This window comes from Streptomyces lydicamycinicus (assembly GCF_000829715.2).
GTDB lineage: Bacteria > Actinomycetota > Actinomycetes > Streptomycetales > Streptomycetaceae > Streptomyces > Streptomyces lydicamycinicus.
The window spans coordinates 1-17,769 of sequence record NZ_BBNO01000004.1 but is presented as its reverse complement, the minus strand read 5'-3'; the positions used below and the strand labels follow the sequence as shown (position 1 = coordinate 17,769).

At 72.9% G+C, this 17,769-nt stretch carries 14 protein-coding genes; 5 read left to right on the top strand and 9 right to left on the bottom strand.

Going from position 1 to position 17,769, the window contains the following annotated elements:
* Position 1 precedes the first annotated feature (1 nt).
* Positions 2 to 2,524, top strand: coding sequence for a serine/threonine-protein kinase (locus tag TU31_RS35925; protein ID WP_052718929.1), 2,523 nt, complete (start codon positions 2 to 4; stop codon positions 2,522 to 2,524).
* A gap of 168 nt (positions 2,525 to 2,692) precedes the next feature.
* On the opposite strand, the gene glnA is transcribed toward TU31_RS35925, so the two are convergent.
* Positions 2,693 to 4,102: a type I glutamate--ammonia ligase gene (gene glnA / locus TU31_RS13290; protein ID WP_042153996.1), complete on the bottom strand. Its 1,410-nt coding sequence runs from the start codon at positions 4,100 to 4,102 to the stop codon at positions 2,693 to 2,695.
* A 341-nt stretch (positions 4,103 to 4,443) separates the two neighbouring features.
* Here glnA and TU31_RS13285 point away from each other — a divergent pair, with 341 nt between their 5' ends.
* Positions 4,444 to 4,911, top strand: a complete 468-nt coding sequence (locus TU31_RS13285; RefSeq protein ID WP_181018597.1) for an RDD family protein — start codon at positions 4,444 to 4,446, stop codon at positions 4,909 to 4,911.
* 237 nt (positions 4,912 to 5,148) lie between these two features.
* Here the strand turns inward: TU31_RS13285 and TU31_RS13280 are convergent, their stop codons facing one another.
* The 4 genes from TU31_RS13280 to lipB all read right to left on the bottom strand — a co-directional run bounded on the left by TU31_RS13280 (position 5,149) and on the right by lipB (position 8,221).
* Positions 5,149 to 5,859, bottom strand: a complete 711-nt coding sequence (locus TU31_RS13280) for a DUF4191 domain-containing protein (protein WP_042153993.1) — start codon at positions 5,857 to 5,859, stop codon at positions 5,149 to 5,151.
* 10 nt (positions 5,860 to 5,869) lie between these two features.
* Positions 5,870 to 6,100, bottom strand: coding sequence for an SCO2195 family GlnR-regulated protein (locus TU31_RS13275; RefSeq protein WP_042153991.1), 231 nt, complete (start codon positions 6,098 to 6,100; stop codon positions 5,870 to 5,872).
* A 212-nt stretch (positions 6,101 to 6,312) separates the two neighbouring features.
* Positions 6,313 to 7,263 carry a lipoyl synthase gene (lipA, locus tag TU31_RS13270; protein ID WP_042153990.1) on the bottom strand — a complete coding sequence of 317 codons (951 nt, stop codon included), beginning with the start codon at positions 7,261 to 7,263 and terminating at the stop codon, positions 6,313 to 6,315.
* Between the two features lie 142 nt (positions 7,264 to 7,405).
* Positions 7,406 to 8,221, bottom strand: a complete 816-nt coding sequence (gene lipB / locus TU31_RS13265) for a lipoyl(octanoyl) transferase LipB (RefSeq protein ID WP_042153987.1) — start codon at positions 8,219 to 8,221, stop codon at positions 7,406 to 7,408.
* Between the two features lie 278 nt (positions 8,222 to 8,499).
* Here lipB and TU31_RS13260 point away from each other — a divergent pair, with 278 nt between their 5' ends.
* Positions 8,500 to 9,960, top strand: coding sequence for an NsdA family TPR-like regulatory protein (locus tag TU31_RS13260; protein WP_042153984.1), 1,461 nt, complete (start codon positions 8,500 to 8,502; stop codon positions 9,958 to 9,960).
* A 20-nt stretch (positions 9,961 to 9,980) separates the two neighbouring features.
* On the opposite strand, the gene TU31_RS13255 is transcribed toward TU31_RS13260, so the two are convergent.
* The 3 genes from TU31_RS13255 to TU31_RS13245 form a co-directional block, all read right to left on the bottom strand.
* A complete protein-coding gene (locus TU31_RS13255; protein WP_042153982.1) occupies positions 9,981 to 11,396 on the bottom strand; it encodes an FAD-dependent oxidoreductase in 1,416 nt (471 codons plus the stop codon).
* A gap of 179 nt (positions 11,397 to 11,575) precedes the next feature.
* Positions 11,576 to 12,466 (bottom strand): TIGR01777 family oxidoreductase, encoded by an 891-nt coding sequence (locus TU31_RS13250; RefSeq protein WP_042153979.1) that lies wholly within the window; start codon positions 12,464 to 12,466, stop codon positions 11,576 to 11,578.
* Positions 12,467 to 12,540: 74 nt separating this feature from the next.
* On the bottom strand, positions 12,541 to 13,059 hold the full coding sequence (locus tag TU31_RS13245) for a DUF4240 domain-containing protein (protein WP_042153978.1): 519 nt from the start codon (positions 13,057 to 13,059) through the stop codon (positions 12,541 to 12,543).
* A 242-nt stretch (positions 13,060 to 13,301) separates the two neighbouring features.
* Here TU31_RS13245 and TU31_RS13240 point away from each other — a divergent pair, with 242 nt between their 5' ends.
* Both TU31_RS13240 and TU31_RS13235 read left to right on the top strand, forming a co-directional pair.
* A complete protein-coding gene (locus TU31_RS13240; protein WP_078885822.1) occupies positions 13,302 to 15,203 on the top strand; it encodes a hypothetical protein in 1,902 nt (633 codons plus the stop codon).
* Between the two features lie 114 nt (positions 15,204 to 15,317).
* Positions 15,318 to 16,238, top strand: coding sequence for an SDR family oxidoreductase (locus TU31_RS13235; RefSeq protein ID WP_042153974.1), 921 nt, complete (start codon positions 15,318 to 15,320; stop codon positions 16,236 to 16,238).
* Positions 16,239 to 16,392: 154 nt separating this feature from the next.
* Here the strand turns inward: TU31_RS13235 and TU31_RS13230 are convergent, their stop codons facing one another.
* Entirely contained in the window at positions 16,393 to 17,430 is a 1,038-nt protein-coding gene (locus TU31_RS13230) for a helix-turn-helix transcriptional regulator (RefSeq protein WP_042153972.1), read from the bottom strand.
* Positions 17,431 to 17,769 lie beyond the last annotated feature (339 nt).

Genomic DNA, 17,769 nt, shown 5'->3' with positions numbered 1-17,769 from the left:
AATGGAGCCGTTGGACCCCTCGGACCCGCCCCGGGTCGGCCCCTACACGCTGCTGGGCCGCCTGGGATCGGGCGGCATGGGCTCGGTCTACCTCGGGCGGTCGGCCGGCGGCCGCACGGTCGCGGTGAAGCTGATCCGCCCCGAACTGGCCGGCGACGCCGGGTTCCGCGCCCGGTTCCGCGCCGAGGTGTCAGCGGCGCGGGCCGCGTCCGGCGCCTTCACCGCCGCGGTGGTCGACGCGGACCCGGACGCCGCCGTGCCGTGGATGGCGACCGCCTTCGTACCGGGCATCTCCCTGCACCGCGCGGTGGAGCTCGGCGGCCCGCTCCCGGAGACCGCGCTGCGGGCCCTGACGGCCGGCATCGCCGAGGCCCTGGTGAACATCCACGCCGCACGGCTGACGCACCGGGACCTGAAACCCGCGAACGTCCTGCTGGCCCTCGACGGGCCGTACGTCATCGACTTCGGTATCGCCCGGGCCGCCGAGGGGACGGCGCTGACGACCACCGGCGTGGTCCTCGGCACGCCCGCGTACATGTCTCCCGAGCAGGGAAACGGGGAGCCGCTCTCCTCGGCGAGCGATATGTTCTCGCTCGGCGCCACCCTCGTCTTCGCCGCGTCCGGGGCGAGCCCGTTCGGCGAGGGCCGGGTCCCGGACGTCCTGAAACGGGTGGTGTACGACGAGCCCGACCTGTCCACGGTCCCGGACGGCCTGCGGCTGATGGTCGCGGCCTGCCTCGCGAAGGACGCCGCCGACCGGCCGACGCCGCGTCAGGTCATCGAATTCATCGAACGGGACGCGGAGTTGGCGGCGCCGGGCGCCTGGCTGCCGCCGGTCCTGATCACCGCGATCGAAGAGGCATCCGCGGTCATGGCACCGGCCCGGCCGCCCGCAGTGGGCCCGACCCGGCGTATGCCCGCCCTCCCCGACGCCGCGGACGCCGCATCGACAGCGGCCACCCAACTCCTTCCCGCCCCGCCCGACGCCGCCGGCGCCGCACCGACAGCGGCCACCCAGCTCCTGCCCGGCCCCGCCTCCCCGCTCGCCGGTCAGCCTCCCGCGCCGGGGGCCCCGGAACCCCCGTACGGGCCGGTGCCGGACTTACCGGACGCGCTCCCGCCCCCCACCCCCCTCCTCGGCCGCCGCAAGCTCCTCCTCGGCCTGGCCGGCGGAACCGTCGCACTGGCCGGCGGCGGCACCACGCTCGCCCTGTCGCTCCGGGACAACCGCACCGGCGGCAAGACGGCCTCCCCCTCCCTCAAGAACCCCGCACGCTCGCTCGCCACCCGCACCGTCGCCACCGCGCGGTGGACGGCGCCCCTCACCGAACCCCTGACCCAGGTGACGGGCACGGACGGGACGGTCGTCGCGGTCAGCGGCAAGCACCTCTGGGCCTTCGACCGCGCGGGCCGCCCCCGGTGGGGTCCACTGGCCAACGTCACGGCCGCGCCGGCCGTCGGCGGCCTGGGCGGCCGCCCCGTCGCCGTCGGCCACGGCAGGGCGTTCGCGATCGGACAGACGAAGATGCCGGGCCGGTCGCGCTGGGTGCCGGAACCGGCCACGGTGCTGCGGGCCGTGGACCTCGACACCGGCAAGGTCGCCTGGACCCTCGGCAGTCCGCGGACCGGTGTGGCCACCGCGTGGGTGCCGGGAATGCTGGACGACACGGTCTACGTCACCGGCACCATGTCGAAGAGCCGCCTGCCCGACGACATGGCGAAGCTGCGCTCCGAACTCTCGAAGCTGGGCTCCGATCTGTCGAGGGGGGCGGAGCTGTTCGCCGAGAAGAGCTTCATCTGGGCCGTGAATCCGGCGACCGGAAAGCTCCGCTGGGAGACCACCTTCAAGAACACGACCATGAGCCAGGTCTCGCTCAAGGTCCCGTCGTCCGGTACCCGCCTGCTGTGGACCACCAGCAACCCCGACCGGAGCGCCCCGAAGCTCGCCGGACTGGACGTCCACGACCGCGGCAGGATGCAGTGGCAACAGCCCGCCCCAGGAGGCGGCCAGACCTCCGGTCACGAGACCGACTTCTTCACCGTCTCCTGGCACGACGGCCCACACTGCTCCGCCGGCGGCTACTTCCTCTACCTGGCCGACCGTCTCTACGCCATCGACGCGACGAACGGCCAGAAGGCATGGCAGTCTCCCGACCACGTGACCATCCACGCCATGGCAGCCTCCCCGGACGGCTCCACCGTCTACGCCGCCGGCCCCGACTTCCAGGGCCACGTCATCCTCCACGCCTTCGACGCCAAAACCGGCGCCATCCACTGGGCAGGCTCCCTCCCCCTGCTCCGCACCGGCATCCTCGCCCTCCAGCCCACCACCGACACCACCTACCTCTGGGCCCACTCCCAACTCTGGGCCTTGGACCCCGAAACCGGAAAAGCCCGCTGGACCTACGAATTCGCCGGCAGCACCGCCTCCTGGACCTCCCCCGTAGCCTTCTGGGCGGACAACACCCAGGTCTACGGACCTACGGAGAAGGGGCTTACGGCTATTGGCGCAGAGGGGAAGTAAGCAGACCAGCCCGGTGGCCCCGCTCGGGCTTCCCGACGCCGAGCGGTTCCACATCATCTGGCGTATCCCGGAGCCGCCCGCGGCGTAGCCTGCTCGCCCGTCCGGGGCCCTCACGGCGAAGGCCGCCACCCCGGAGCGGGGTGACGGCCTTCGCGCGGAATCCGCGGCTCAGATGTCGTAGTAAAGCTCGAACTCATGCGGGTGCGGACGCAGCTGGATCGGGGCGATCTCGTTGGTGCGCTTGTAGTCGATCCAGGTTTCGATCAGGTCGGAGGTGAAGACGCCGCCCTGCTGGAGGTACTCGTTGTCGGCCTCGAGGGCGTCGAGGACGGCCGGGAGGGAGGTCGGGACCTGGGGGACGCCCGCGTGCTCCTCGGGGGCGAGCTCGTAGAGGTCCTTGTCGATCGGCTCGGCCGGCTCGATCTTGTTCTTGACGCCGTCCAGGCCCGCGAGGAGGAGGGCGGAGAAGGCGAGGTACGGGTTCGAGGACGGGTCCGGGGCGCGGAACTCGACGCGCTTGGCCTTGGGGTTCGAGCCCGTGATCGGGATACGCATGGCCGCGGAGCGGTTGCGCTGGGAGTAGACCAGGTTGACCGGGGCCTCGAAGCCGGGGACCAGGCGGTGGTAGGAGTTCACCGTCGGGTTGGTGAAGGCCAGCAGCGACGGGGCGTGCTTGAGGATGCCGCCGATGTAGTAGCGGGCGGTGTCCGAGAGGCCCGCGTAGCCCTGCTCGTCGTAGAAGAGGGGCGCGCCACCCTGCCACAGGGACTGGTGGACGTGCATGCCGGAGCCGTTGTCACCGAAGATCGGCTTGGGCATGAAGGTCGCGGACTTGCCGTTGCGCCAGGCGACGTTCTTCACGATGTACTTGAAGAGCATCAGGTCGTCGGCGGCGGCGAGCAGCGTGTTGAACTTGTAGTTGATCTCCGCCTGGCCGGCCGTGCCGACCTCGTGGTGCTGACGCTCGACCTCCAGGCCGGCCGCCTCCAGCTCCAGGGAGATCTCGGCACGCAGGTCGGCGAAGTGGTCGACCGGCGGGGCCGGGAAGTAGCCGCCCTTGTACCGGACCTTGTAGCCGCGGTTGTTCTCCTCCGAGCCGGTGTTCCAGGCACCCGCCTCGGAGTCGATGTGGTAGAAGGACTCGTTCGACTTCGTCTCGAAACGGACGTTGTCGAAGACGTAGAACTCGGCCTCGGGACCGAAGAACGCGGTGTCCGCGATGCCGGTGGAGGCGAGGTAGGCCTCGGCCTTCTTGGCGATGTTGCGCGGGTCACGGCTGTACTGCTCGCCCGTGATCGGGTCGTGGATGAAGAAGTTGATGTTGACGGTCTTGTCGCGGCGGAACGGGTCCACACGGGCCGTCGACAGGTCCGCGCGCAGCGCCATGTCGGACTCGTGGATGGCCTGGAAGCCGCGGATCGAGGAGCCGTCGAAGGCGAGTTCCTCGGCCGGGTCGAACGCCTTCGCCGGGATCGTGAAGTGCTGCATCACACCGGGCAGGTCGCAGAACCTGACGTCGATGAACTTCACGTCTTCGTCCGCGATGAACTTCTTGGCCTCGTCGCCGTTCTGGAACATCCAACTCCTCCTAGCCCGGTCACCGGTCGGCGGACGCGGGATTGCTACTCGGAACGCGACCCTGTGCGGTGGCGCGATGCCCGACCATAGGCAGGCGGGATTTCCCAAGCATGACCCATTTGTTTCGCCGAGGTTAACCGGCGGCGGCCGCCCTTACCTCCCAGTGTGCGCCAAAGAGGGATGTTCCGGGCGGCCGCTGCCGCCACCCCGGCCGGTGGCCCGCCGAGCCGTCCTGCCCCTTACCGGGCCGCCCGTCGCGCCCGGTCGGCCCGGCTCGCCGTGCCCGCACCGCGACAGGCCCTCCGCGAAGGGAACGTATGCGGTCGCAGTACCGTGGTCGGGTGGACAACAGGCGAGCAATCGGATCGTGGATCTCCGGGCCCCGCGCGGCAGCCGAGGACATGGGTGTCGAGTTCGGATACCGCGGGCAGCAGCTGGGGCTGCCGGAGGAGGGGCCGGGCTCGATCGCCCGCCCCGGGCGGCGCTTCGCCGCGCTCTTCATCGACTGGGCGCTGTGCCTGCTCATCGCGTACGGCCTGCTCAGCGGCGGTAAGGCGCAGGCGGCGAGCAACTGGGCGCTGGTGGTCTTCGCGGTGCTCAGCGTGCTGACGGTCGGCACGGTCGGCTTCACACCGGGCAAGCGGCTGCTGGGCCTGCGGGTGATCTCCGAGGACGGTGGCCGGATCTCGCTGCCGCGGGTCGTGCTGCGCACGGTGCTGCTGGTCGCGGTCATCCCGGCGGTGGTGTGGGACCGGGACGGCCGGGGGCTGCACGATCGCCTCACACGCGCCGTACAGGTCCGTCTGTGACGGTCCGGGAGTCGCGGGCCGGCTGACGACCTGCGGGCCGGTTGACGACCGCCCGCGCCCCAGGCACCCCCCACCCCATACGAAACGCCCCGGAGCTCAGGGCTCCGGGGCGTCGTCGCGTGTTCGGGTGTCGGTCCGTCGCCCTTGGGCATCCGTATGCCCTCCGGCATCGGCCCCGTGGGGACCGGCATGTTGCTGATCAGGTCGCCCGTGCGGCCGGCCGGTCGTTGACGGCGGTCAGCGCATCTTGCCGCCGCCCTTGGGCATCCGCATGCCCTTCGGCATGGGGCCCTTCGGGACCGGCATGTTGCTCATCAGGTCGCCCAGTGCACGGAGCCGGTCGTTGACGGTGGTGACCTGGGCGCCGGGGAGCACGCGCGGCAGCTTCAGCAGGGTCGTGCGGAGCTTCTTCAGCGGCACCTGGTCCTCGCCGTCGCCCACCACGATGTCGTGGACGGGGGCGTCGGCGACGGTGCGCGCCATCCGCTTCTTCTCGGCGGCCAGCAGGCCCCGGAGCCGGTTCGGGTTGCCCTCGCCGACCAGCACGATGCCGGCCTTGCCGACGGCGCGGTGGACCACGTCCTGGCTGCGGTTCATGGCCACCGCGGGGGTGACCGTCCAGCCGCGGCCGACGTTCTCCAGCACGGCGGCCGCCGCACCGGGCTGGCCCTCCATCTGCCCGAAGGCAGCTCGCTCGGCGCGCCGCCCGAAGACGATCGCCATCGCGAGGAAGGCCAGGACGAAGCCCAGGATCCCCGCGTAGATGGGGTGGCCGATCGCGAAGCCGATGGCAAGGAGAACGCCGAATACGACGATGCCTACACCAGCGACGACAAGACCGACCTTGGAGTCGACCCGACGGGTCATCTTGTAGGTCAGGGCGATCTGCTTCAGCCGCCCGGTGTTCTCAGCGCCGGCAGCGCCGTCTGAGTTTGCCTTCCTCGCCATACAGCGAAGTTTACGTGGCCTGGGGACGGCGGGTCGCCGCGGCCTCCAGTACGTACTCGGCCTCGTGGCGGTCCTTGGCGCGGCGGCGGTCCTCCAGGACCGACGTCCAGGCGTTACGACGGGCGGTGCGCTGGCCGCCACGCATCAGCACGGCCTCGACGGCACGCAGGGCGCCGGTGACCGAGGGGAGCGGGAGGGCGGGGGCGGGGGTGGTGGTGGCGCGGAGCGGCGCGGCCTGCATGGTGGGTGACTCCCTCTGATCTGTTCGGAGAAGCAGGGGTAGGTGCGGGAGCGGTGCGTGCATCCATCGTCACCGAAAGGTGTTACCAACGGATGACCTGCCGGTCAAACACCAATGAAACGTTGACGCGGCCCCCACGCCCCCCGTCCTGGGGGAGTGCGGGCCGCGTCCTCAGCATGTGCCACGTTTCACAAGAAGGCGCGCCGGGAGCGTCAAACCGCCTGACTGGCCGTCTCGGCCGCGCGCCGCTCCATGGCCTGCTGGTAAAGGCGGCCGGCGCGGTAGGAGGAGCGGACCAGCGGGCCGGACATGACACCCGCGTAGCCGATCTCCTCGGCCTCTTCCTTCAGCTCCACGAACTCGGCGGGCTTGACCCAGCGCTCGATGGGGTGGTGGCGCACGGACGGGCGCAGGTACTGGGTGATCGTGATCAGCTCGCAGCCCGCGTCGTGCAGGTCCTGAAGCGCCTGGCTGATCTCCTCGCGCTCCTCGCCCATGCCCAGGATGAGGTTCGACTTGGTGACCAGACCGGCCTCGCGGGACTTGGAGATGACCTCCAGCGAGCGCTCGTAGCGGAAGCCGGGGCGGATCCGCTTGAAGATCCGCGGGACCGTCTCGACGTTGTGGGCCAGCACCTCCGGGCGGGAGGAGAAGACCTCGGCGAGCTGCTCGGGGACCGCGTTGAAGTCGGGGATCAGCAGCTCGACGCCGGTGTCGGGCATCGAGGCGTGGATCTGCCGGACGGTCTCGGCGTAGAGCCAGGCGCCGCCGTCCTCCAGGTCGTCGCGCGCGACGCCGGTGATCGTGGCGTACTTCAGGCCCATGGTCTGCACGGACTCGGCGACCCGGCGGGGCTCGTCGCGGTCCAGCTCCTGCGGCTTGCCGGTGTCGATCTGGCAGAAGTCACAGCGGCGGGTGCACTGGTCACCACCGATGAGGAAGGTCGCCTCGCGGTCCTCCCAGCATTCGAAGATGTTGGGACAGCCCGCCTCCTGGCAGACCGTGTGCAGACCCTCGCTCTTGACCAGGCCCTGGAGGTGGTTGTACTCGGGACCCATCTTCGCCCGGGTCTTGATCCACTCGGGCTTGCGCTCGATGGGGGTCTGGCTGTTCCGGACCTCCAGGCGCAACATCTTGCGTCCGTCGGGTGCGACTGCGGACACGACCGGCTCCCTACGACTTCGTTTCTTCGGCGTACACCAGGGTACGCCCGTTGATTCGCACGTCTTTACGTGCGGTGCAACCCCGTATGGCGGGGGTGCATTCCCTGGGGTCTCCGGGGTGCATGACCGGCGCCCCTGCCCCTCAGACCGCGCGGGGGAGCAGTTCGGCGCCCTCCAGGACGTCCCGCAGATGTTTCTCGGCCACGGGCAGCACCTCGGCGATGGTGATCTCGCGGCCGAGCTCGTTGGCCAGCGAGGCGACGCCGGCGTCCCGGATGCCGCACGGCACGATCTTGTCGAACGAGGTGTTGTCCGGGTTCACGTTCAGCGCGAAACCGTGCATCGTGACGCCCTTGGCGACGCGGATGCCGATCGCGGCGAGCTTGCGGTCCTCACGGCGCTGGCCGGCGTTGGACGGCGCGTACTCCGGACCGTTCAGCCGCGGGTCGAACAGCTCGTCCGTGAGCCGCGGGTCGAAGTCGAGGTTCAGCCCGCCCAGGGCCGCCCGCTCCTCGACCGGGTCGCCCAGCACCCACACCCCGCTGCGGCCCTCGACCCGGGTGCCCTCGACGCCGAACTCGGCGCAGACCCGGATCAGCGCGTCTTCGAGGCGGCGGACATGGGCCACGACGTCAACCGGACGCGGCAACTTCTGGATGGGGTAACCCACCAGCTGCCCGGGCCCGTGCCAGGTGATCTTCCCGCCGCGGTCCACGTCGACGACCGGGGTCCCGTCCAGCGGCCGCTCGTCGTCGGACGTCCGCCGCCCCGCGGTGTAGACCGCCTGGTGTTCCAGCAGCAGACAGGTGTCGGGTACCTCGTCGGCGAACCGGGCGGCGTGCACCCGGCGCTGCTCCTGCCAGGCGGATTCGTAGTCCACGGCGTCGGCGCCGAAGCCCAGATGCACAAAGCGCAGCCCCTCGGGTACGGGGGTCTCCCCCCGAGAGATCGCAGTCACGGCAGCTCCTCTTCGAACCTTCGTTGCACTTCGCTGCAACGTTGATGCCACTTCGCGCCCATGCCACTGTACGGCCGCCGGCTCCGGTCCCCGCAGGCGGCCGGGTGTCCTGACCGGGACGTCCCTGCTCACACGATCGGATGAACGCGGGTCACAGGCCAGGATCGGGCCGCCGAAGGCCGTTACATTCACGCCGTTCCACAAGGGCGCTGAGCATGCCGGACAGGGTCCGCCGAACCCGGCAGTGCGGCCCGGAAGGCAGGAGACCGGTAAAGCTGATGACGGAACGACCCCCGCACCACACGCCCAACCGCCAGCTGGCCGCGCTCATCGCCGAGGCCGGATTCTCCAATGCCGGGCTGGCCAGACGCGTCGATCAGCTCGGCATCGAGCACGGCCTCGACCTCCGCTACGACAAGACATCGGTGACCCGCTGGCTGCGCGGCCAGCAGCCCAGAGGCACCACCCCCGCACTGATCGCCGAGGTGTTCACCCGCCGGCTGGGGCGCCGGCTGTCCGCCCAGGACCTCGGCCTGGACGCCTGTGCGCCGGTCTACGCCGGGCTGGAGTTCGCCGCGACCCCCAGCGAGGCGGTGGACATCGTCAGCGGCCTGTGGCGCAAGGACTCCGGCAGCCACGCCGAGCTCCGCAAGATCGCCTTCACCCCCGCCGGGCTCGTGGTGCCCAGCCGGGACTGGCTGATCGGACGGGCCGACGAGCGCGTCGCCCGCGGCGAGCCCGTTCCCGAGGGCGCGGGCCGGGTGCCCGCACAGGGCGGCCGCCCCGCCACGGTGCCGCGCCAGCGCCGCAACGACCGGGTCGACCGCACCCAGGGCTCCCGGGTCACCTCCGGCGACATCGCGGCGCTGCGCTCGGTGGGCGAACTGTTCCGGGCGCTGGACCACGCCTACGGCGGCGGCCACGCCCGGCAGGCCCTGGTGCGCTATCTGGAGCACGAGGCCGAGCCGATGCTGCGCGGCACCTACGGCGAGGCCACCGGCCGCCGGTTGTTCGCCGCCGCCGCCGATCTGACCCGGCTCGCGGGCTGGACCTCGTACGACATCGCGGCCCACGGGCTGGCGCAGCGGTACTTCGTCCAGGCCCTGCGGCTGGCCCAGGCCGCCGGCGACCGGGCGTACGGGTCCTACGTCCTGGTGACGATGAGCCGGCAGGCCGTCTATCTGGGGCACGGCAGGGAGGCCGTCCAGCTGGCGCGCGTCGCCCAGCAGGGCATCGGCAGCAGCGCACCGCCCACGGTGCAGGCGCTGCTGCACTCCGCGGAGGCCCGCGGCCACGGTGTGCTGGGCGAGGTCCGGGCCTGCACCGCGGCGCTGGCCCGTGCCGAGCGGGCGCTGGAGACCGTCCGTCCCGGCGACGACACCCCGTACTGGGCGCGCTTCTTCGACGAGGCGCAGCTCGCCGACGAACTCGCGCACTGCCACCGCGATCTCCAGCAGTACCGCGCGGCCTCCCAGCACGCCGAACGCTCCCTCCAGCTGCGGGCGGCCGGCTTCGCCCGCAGCCGGCTCTTCTGCCGGGTGGTGCTGGCGACCGCGCGGCTGGGCCTGGGCGAGCTGGAGCAGGCCTGCACGCTGGGTGCCGAGGCGGCGCTCCAGGCCTCCGAGATGCGGTCCGTACGGGCCCACGAGTACGTCCGGGAGTTCGAGCGCCGCCTGGAGCCGTACCGGGACGCGGCGGCGGTCCGGGGGTACCAGGAGCGGGTGGCGGCGCTGGGGTGACCCGGGCCCGGCCCCGGGGGTCAGGCCGCCGTGGGCAAGGTGTCCGGTTCCGTCGTGAGGCCGGGCAGGCCGAAGTCCTGGAGGACGGCGCGGGCCGCGCGCCGTCCCGAGTTCAGGGCGCCCTGGAGCGTGCTGGTGTCGCGGTGGTCGCCGCACACATAGAGCCCGGCGAGCACCCGCACCGTGCGCTCCGGGTCGTACGGGGCGGGCATCGCGGGCACGGCGTACGGGGTGTGATGGGCGGTCAGCAGCTGCCGGTCCTCGGTGTGCGCGCCGTAGATCCGGTCGAGGTGGGGCCGGACCGTCCGCTCAAGGAGGGACAGCGGCAGCGCCGCCGCGGCGCCGAGCACGGCCGTGGTGATCAGGGACCGTCCCGGCGGCGTACGGGACGGGTCGATCGCGCCGGCGGCGTAGGTGTACGCGACCGGGCCGTCCGTCGGCAGGATCAGCGTCGTGTCACGCGCCGCCGCGCCGCGGCTGCCAGGGGCCACCGCCGCGGAGTGGTGCAGGACGGTCACCGGGTGGAAGGCGGGCACCCGCAGTCCCGGCAGCAGCTCGGCCGCCTCCCGCGCGCCGGTCGCCACCAGCACCGCCCGGCACGGGATATGGCCGTGCTCCGCGGTGCTGACGCCGGTGGTGGAGACGGCGGTGACCTGCACGGACGTACGGACCGTGCCGGGTGGCAGCGCGGCGGCGAGCAGTTCGGGGACGGCCGCGGCGCCGCCGGCCGGCAGCCACAGCCGGCCCTCCGCGTAGGCGCGCAGCGCCGCCGCGGCACCCCGGCTGGAGCCGCCCAGCTGCGGATCGCACAGCAGCGCGCCCAGCAGGGGCCGCAGCAGCGCGTCATGGGCGCGCGGCGGGAAGGCGGGGCGGCCCGCCAGGACGTCGCGGACCGGGCGGTCGGCGGGCGGGGCGTGGGTGGCGGAGGCGGGGGGAGTGACGGCGGTGACGGCGGCCCGGTCGCTGCTCCGGTCCGTACGGCGGTCCGTGTCCTGGGCGGTCCGCCGGTCGGTGAGGCGGCCCACCTGGCGGCCTGTCTGGCGGCCCGCCTGACGGTCCGTCCGGCGCTCCGTACGACGGTCGGCGCGGGAGAGGGCACGTGCCGCGGCAAGGGCGCCTCGGGTGCTCCGGGGGGCGCTGATGCGCTGTGCCCGCTGGCCGTTGTGGAGGCTCAGACCGGGGGCGAACGGACGCAGGGTCAGCTCGCCGAGCCCCGGCGTACGGCGTAGCTCGGCGGCGGAGACGGCCAGCGGCCGGCCGCAGCGGTCCAGCCGGAAGCCGTCGAGATGGTCGGTGACGGACCGGCCGCCGATCCGTGGCGCGGCCTCCAGAACGGTGACCGACACCCCTACGCCGGTCAGATGGCGGGCGGCGGCGAGACCGGCCGGGCCGGCTCCCACGATGACGACGTCCACGGCCGATGCGGTGCGCAGCACTTGCCCCTCCCGAGGTCGGTCCCAAATGGCGGCACCGAGTGTCATGCCCGGTACAGCTGCGAGAGATGCCGAGTCGTGGGTGTGAGGTGGCACCAGAGAGGGGCGGCCCGGTGCCAGGGGCGTCCGGAGCCCCTTGGCCAAGCCCGCCGGGAGGGCCCCGTCAGACGGAAAGACGGGCCCTACGCGGCGGCCGCCCGGACCGCTTCCATGATGCGGGGGTGGCGGAAAGTGAACCCGGAGTCCAGCAGCCGCCGCGGGATGACCCGCTGGCTGCCCAGTACGTCACCGGCGAACTCACCGAGGGCGATCCGCAGCACCGGCGCCGGGACGGGGAAGAGCGTGGGCCGGTTCAGCACCTTGCCCATCACCGCGGTGACCTCGCGGTTGGTGACCGGTTCCGGGGCCGTGAGGTTGACCGGCCCGGCCAGGTCCCCGGTGTCGAGGAGATGGCGGAGCGCCGCGATGTGGTCCTCCAGGGAGATGAAGCTCCAGTACTGGCTGCCGTCGCCGAGCCGTCCGCCCAGGCCGAGCCGGAAGACCGGGAAGAGCCGGCCCCAGGCGCCGCCCGCGCGCGCCACGACCAGGCCGGTGCGCGCGAAGACGGTGCGGATCCCCGCGTCCTGGGCCGGTTTCGCGGCGTCCTCCCAGGCCACACAGACCTCCGGCAGGAAACCGTGGCCGGCCGGCGCGCTCTCGTCCGTGCGCCGGTCGCCGGTGTCGCCGTAGTAGCCGATCGCGCTGCCGCACACGAGGACCCGCGGTGGGGTGTCCATGGCGGCGAGAGCCGTGGCGAGGGTGCGGGTGCCCAGCACCCGGCTGTCGCGGATCTCCTGCTTGTAGGCGGCCGTCCAGCGGTGGTCGCCGACGCCGGCGCCGGCCAGATGGACCACCGCCTCGCAGCCGGCCAGCCCGGCGGTGTCGATCTCCTGGCGCCCGGGGTCCCAGCGCACCTCGTCGGCGGCCGAAGGCGCCCGCCGTACGAGCCGGACGACGTCATGGCCGTCCGTGCGCAGGGACCGTACGAGCGCCGTGCCGATGAGTCCGGTCGAGCCGGTGATCGCGATCCGCATGGGGCCATACTGCCCGCAGCGGCGGGCCGGTGGCGGCACCCGGGGCCGGATCGCGCCCCCCGGCCCGAAAGGCGCTACGGCCGGAAGCGGTCCCAGAGGGTGGGGAAGCGCTCCGCCATGGTCCGCTCGTCGTCGAAGTCGAGGTAGGCGCCGAGCGGTTCGCGGGGCGGCGGGGGCAGCTCCAGGTCCGGCATCACCCCGCCGGTCATCTGCTCGTACGCCTCGTCGGCCGCGTAGCCCAGCTCCTCGGCGTCCCCGTCCACCGACTCGTCGAAGTCGTCGACCAGCTCGGCGAGCTGGTCCGGGTCGTGCAGCCCGCCCTCGAACACCTCCCGGCCCTGGCCGATCAGCCAGCAGCGGAAGTAGTCGAAGGCGTCATCGCTGGCGCCGCCCAGCATCACCGAGGCGGCGGCCCACAGATCCCAGGAGTACGCCCGGTTGTAGCGGGCCTCGAAGTGGCGGGCGAAGTCCACGACGGCGTCCGGGTCGAGCGCGAGCAGCCGCTCGACCAGTGCGTCGGCCTGCTCCTCGGGATCGCCCTCAGCGGCCTCGCGGGAGGCGTCGATCAGCTCCCAGAACTCCGTCTCGTCCATCACCGCTCCAGCATCTGCCCTGCCGGCGCCCGTCGCATGCGGAGTCCCCCGGATGCGACGGGGTCGTTATCCGGAATGATGACGGGCGGCCCGGAAGGGTGACGGGGTGTTCGGACCGCGGCTCGCTCACCCCGGTCGGTGATCCGTCTTGTGACCGTCCCAAGAATCACTCGTTGGAAGGCGTGCAACGGACAACGACCGCATATCCCTCATTTCGCGAAGGGCTGTTCCAGGCCATGCCCATGGACGAACGCACCCGGGCCGATGTCGAACGGGCCGAGGCGGCCATCGTCGAGCACTATCCACGGCTCGTCCGCCTCACCTACCTCGTACTGCCCCCGTCGCTGGGCCGCCACCGCCGGGTCCTGACCGCACACGGTCTGGTCCAGCGCGCCCTGCCCCGGACCCGGCTGCGCCGCCCGGACGGCGGGCTGCCGGCGCAGCGCGGCCCGGCCCCCGAGTCCGGCTACGACCTGGTCCGCCAACGGGCCCTGCGGCTGGCGCTGGCGTACGAGGGACAGCCGGGCCGGGTACTGCCGGCGCTGCCCCTGGTCTGGGGGCTGCGGCTGTTCCCGCGGGCCGGCGGAGCCGATGAACTCGCCCTGGACCAGGCGCTGTCCGCCGTCCCGGCAGCGGTGCGGGCCGCCCTCGGGCTGTGGCATCTCGAAGGTCTGGACGAGGACGCCGCGCGCGCGGTGCTGGCGCGGGCCGGGGCCGAGGAACCGGACGCGGCGCAGCGGGCGGCCGCACAGCTGGACCTGGAGACCGGGGCCGGTGCGGCGGCCCTGCTGAGCTCGGGGGAGTTCGACCCGTGCATGGTGCAGACCCGGCCGACGGATCTGCTGCGCCGCCGGCAGCGGGTGCGGTTGGTGGCCGCGGTGGCGGCCGTGCTCGCGATCGGTGCGGCGGTGGCCGGGACCTGGCCCGGCACGGCGGACCGACGGGCCCCGTCCGCCGCGCAGCAGGCGCTGGACCCGGACCGGCTACTGCGGACCCCCAACGAGCAGTGGGCGGACACCGCCCGGATCGACTTCACCGCCTGGCCCGTCCGCGGCCGGCAGGCCGGCGACCGCAAACTGCTGGCACGGGCGCTGCGGGTCTGGGCGGCGCCGCCCCCCGACACCCGGATCAGGGCGGCCGCGGACACCTCCACCCGGCCGCCGGACCATCCGCCGCAGCTGCTGTACGCGGGACTGATCGACAACGTCATGGTGGTGGTCCTGCACGACGGGGAGCGCCTGGTCCGCTACGCCGAGCCCGAAGACGCCACGCCCACCCTGCACTTCGCCCGGGTCGACGCCGCGGATCTGACGACCGGTGCCGCGCTGGTGATCGGGCGCGGCAACGGCTGGATGCGCTATCTGCTCGCGCCGTGGATCTCGGAGATCACCACGCGGGATCTGCTGACCCCGGCCGCCCCGCCGCACGGGCTGCATGTCGCCCCCGACGGTGTCACCGACCGCATCCCGCTGCCGCCCGCGACGGGCGCCGGCTGCGGGCGCTGGCCGGTGGCCCAGTTGCGGCCCTCGACGCGGATCGTGGCAGCCGGTCCGGACACCGCCTTTCTGGTCGCCGACCTCGACGATCTCGTCCCCGCCCACCTCGCCTCCGGGCCCCCGCCGTCCGCCGGCGCAGCCGGGGTGCCGACCGGGGCGACCGGTGCGCCCGCGCTGCGGAACTGGGCCCGGACGGCCTGCTCGCTCGGGTCGCTGCGGGGCGCCGGCGTACGGGCCGTCAACACCTGGGAGTTCGCCCGGCAGCAGCTGCCGGAGGACGGTGGCAGTGCAGCCTGGGTGTGCACCCGCGCCGACACCTGGCGCGGGCCCGGCAGCGTGACGCTGCGGTTCCTGCCGCCCGCCGCGCACCCGGCCGACCCCGGGCGGATCGCCGGACGGGCCGGGAACACGGCCGCCTGTAGCCGCTTCGGGCCCCAGGTGGTCGGGGACCTCCACTGGCAGGCGAAGTCCGGGAAGTGGTACCTGCTCGCGGCCGGCAGCCCGGGGGTCGGCGGACTCGACGCCACGGGCGGTGTCCGCGCCACCGCCGAGGAGAACACCCTCGCCACACCGGCCGGGCCGGACGCCCCGGCGGAGGTCACCGGGCGGCTGCGGGCCGGAGGGAGCGTACGGGCGCCGCACCCGTAGCCGGTGGACGGATTGCCGGGCAGTGCCCGCGGAATCCGGACAGAAGGTGTCGGGTATCGCTGTCAGGGTCGCCGTGCAGCACGACAAGGCACCTGACAGCGAGGAGTGGCGTACGTGACCGGAGAGAAGGAACTGGCGGGACAGGTGGCGCTGGTCGCCGGGGCGACCCGGGGCGCGGGCCGGGCCATGGCGGTGGAGCTGGGGCGGGCCGGTGCCCTGGTCTATGTGACCGGCCGGACCACCCGGGAGCGGACGAGCGAGGTCGGCCGGCCCACGGAGACGATCGAGCAGACCGCGGAGCTGGTGAGCGCGGCGGGCGGCACCGGCATCGCCGTACCGACCGACCATCTGGATACCGCGCAGGTCAAGGCGCTGACCGAGCGCATCGACCGGGAGCAGGGCCGGCTGGACGTGCTGGTCAACAGCCTCTGGGGCGGCGACCGGCTGATCGAGTTCGACACCAGGCTGTGGGACCTCGATCTGGAGAACGGGCTGCGGATGTTCCGGCTCGGCATCGACAGCCACATCATCACCAGCCATTACGCCCTGCCGCTGCTGATCCGGCGGCCCGGCGGCCTGGTCGTCGAAATCACCGACGGCACCGCCACCTTCAACCGCCGCTACCGCGAGAACCTCTGCTTCGACCTCACCAAGAACGCCCCGCACCGCATCGCCTTCGGCCTCGCCGCCGAGCTCAGGGAACACGGCGGCACGGCGGTCTCGCTCACCCCCGGCTTTCTGCGGTCGGAGGAGATGCTGGACCACTTCGGGGTGACGGAGGAGACCTGGCGCGACGCGGTGGCCCAGGAACCGCACTTCGCCATCGCCGAGTCGCCGGCCCTGATCGCCCGCGGGCTGCGGGCGCTGGCCGCCGACCCCGACAAGGCGCGCTGGAGCGGGCAGTCGCTCTCCAGCGGACAGCTGGCGAAGGAGTACGGCTTCACCGACACGGACGGCTCCCGGCCCGACGGGTTCGGGTACTTCGAGGAGGTGGTCTTCGGGGGCAAGGACGGGAGCGCGGCGGATTACCGCTAGGCCCCTCGACGGGTCGCGCCGTTTTCGCTTGTGCCGTCATGCGGATGCGCCTGCGGCTGGCCCTGCGGTTGCGGTTGCGGTTGCGCCTGCGCCTGCGGCTGTGTCGTCGTGGCTGGTCGCGCGGTTCACCGCGTCCCTTTGGGGGCGCGAGCGGTCATGTGTACAGCGCGGCTGTCCGGTGGGCGGCCGCGGTGAAGCGGGCGCGGAGCTCGGGGGGCGCGAGTATTTCGCCCTCCGGGCCCAGCGCCAGCAGCTGGGCGTAGGCGACGTCGGCGGACTCCACGGCGAGGGTGACGGTCAGCCGGCCCTGTTCGTCGGGGCCGCCCTCGGACTGCGCCCGGGCGATCGCTTCGCGGGCCGCGGTGCGTTCGGTGACGTACGGGAGCTGGCGGATGCCGCTTGCGGAGAGCCGCAGCACGACCTCCTCCCGGAGGATCGACCGGGCGAACTGCGATGCCCGCTCTGCCCAGAACGCCGGGAGGTCGAAGGATGCGTCGCGGGTGAACCGTTCGCCCGCGTTCTCGGTCCCGGCGTCCTCGGTCCTGGCGTTCCCGGCCCCGGAGGCGCTGCGGTGCTCCGCGACCGCCACGGCGGTGAACCGGTCGACCCGGTAGACGCGGTAGTCGCCCTGCGTACGCGCCGCCAGATACCAGACCCCCGCCTTCAGCACGAGGCCGTACGGCTCCAACTCCCGCTCCACCTCGGTGTCCTTGCGGAGGTAGCGGGCGGTGATCCTGCGGTCGTCCCAGACCGCGTCGGCGATCTCGGGCAGCAGGGCGGGGGTCTCGGGCTCCTGATACCAGGCGGGGGCGTCGAGATGGAAGCGCTGGGCGACGCCCGTCGCGGCATCCCGCAGCTCGGGCAGCAGGGCGGCGGAGACCTTCAGCCGGGCCGCGGACGCGGCGTCCGCGAGCCCCATCTCACGCAGTGCGGACGGCACTCCGGACAGGAAGAGCGCCTCTGCCTCGCTGCGGCCGAGGCCGGTGAGGCGGGTGCGGTAGCCGCCGATGAGGCGGTAGCCGCCCGCGCGGCCGCGGTCCGCGTAGACGGGCACGCCCGCCTCGGACAGCGAGAGGACGTCGCGGGCGACCGTGCGCTCCGATACCTCCAGCTCCCGCGCCAGTTCGGCCGCCGTCATCGACGGCCGTGCCTGGAGCAGCAACACCATCTTGATCAGCCGGGCTGCGCGCATGGGTCCATGATGCCGGGGGCCACTGACAGTGGCCGGGGCGGCGTTTTTTGTCTGCGGGTGGGTTGTGGCTGGGCGCGCGGTTCCCCGCGCCCCTCAGGGGGCGCCGTACGTCGTTCGGTGCGGCGCCGTGGTGGCTGGCGTCGTTGCGGGGTCTGTGGTTGCCGCGGGGGCCGGAGGGGACGCACCGGGACCCGTCCTCGGCGCGGGCGACGCGGGTCCATGGGATTGAGCACCCCGGTGTTTGCTCCGGTCCTGCGGGCGGGCCCCGGTACATCCCCTCCGACCGTCCCCCGTTGCCGACTGCCGGCCGGTGGCACCGTCCGTCAGAGACCGCACGAT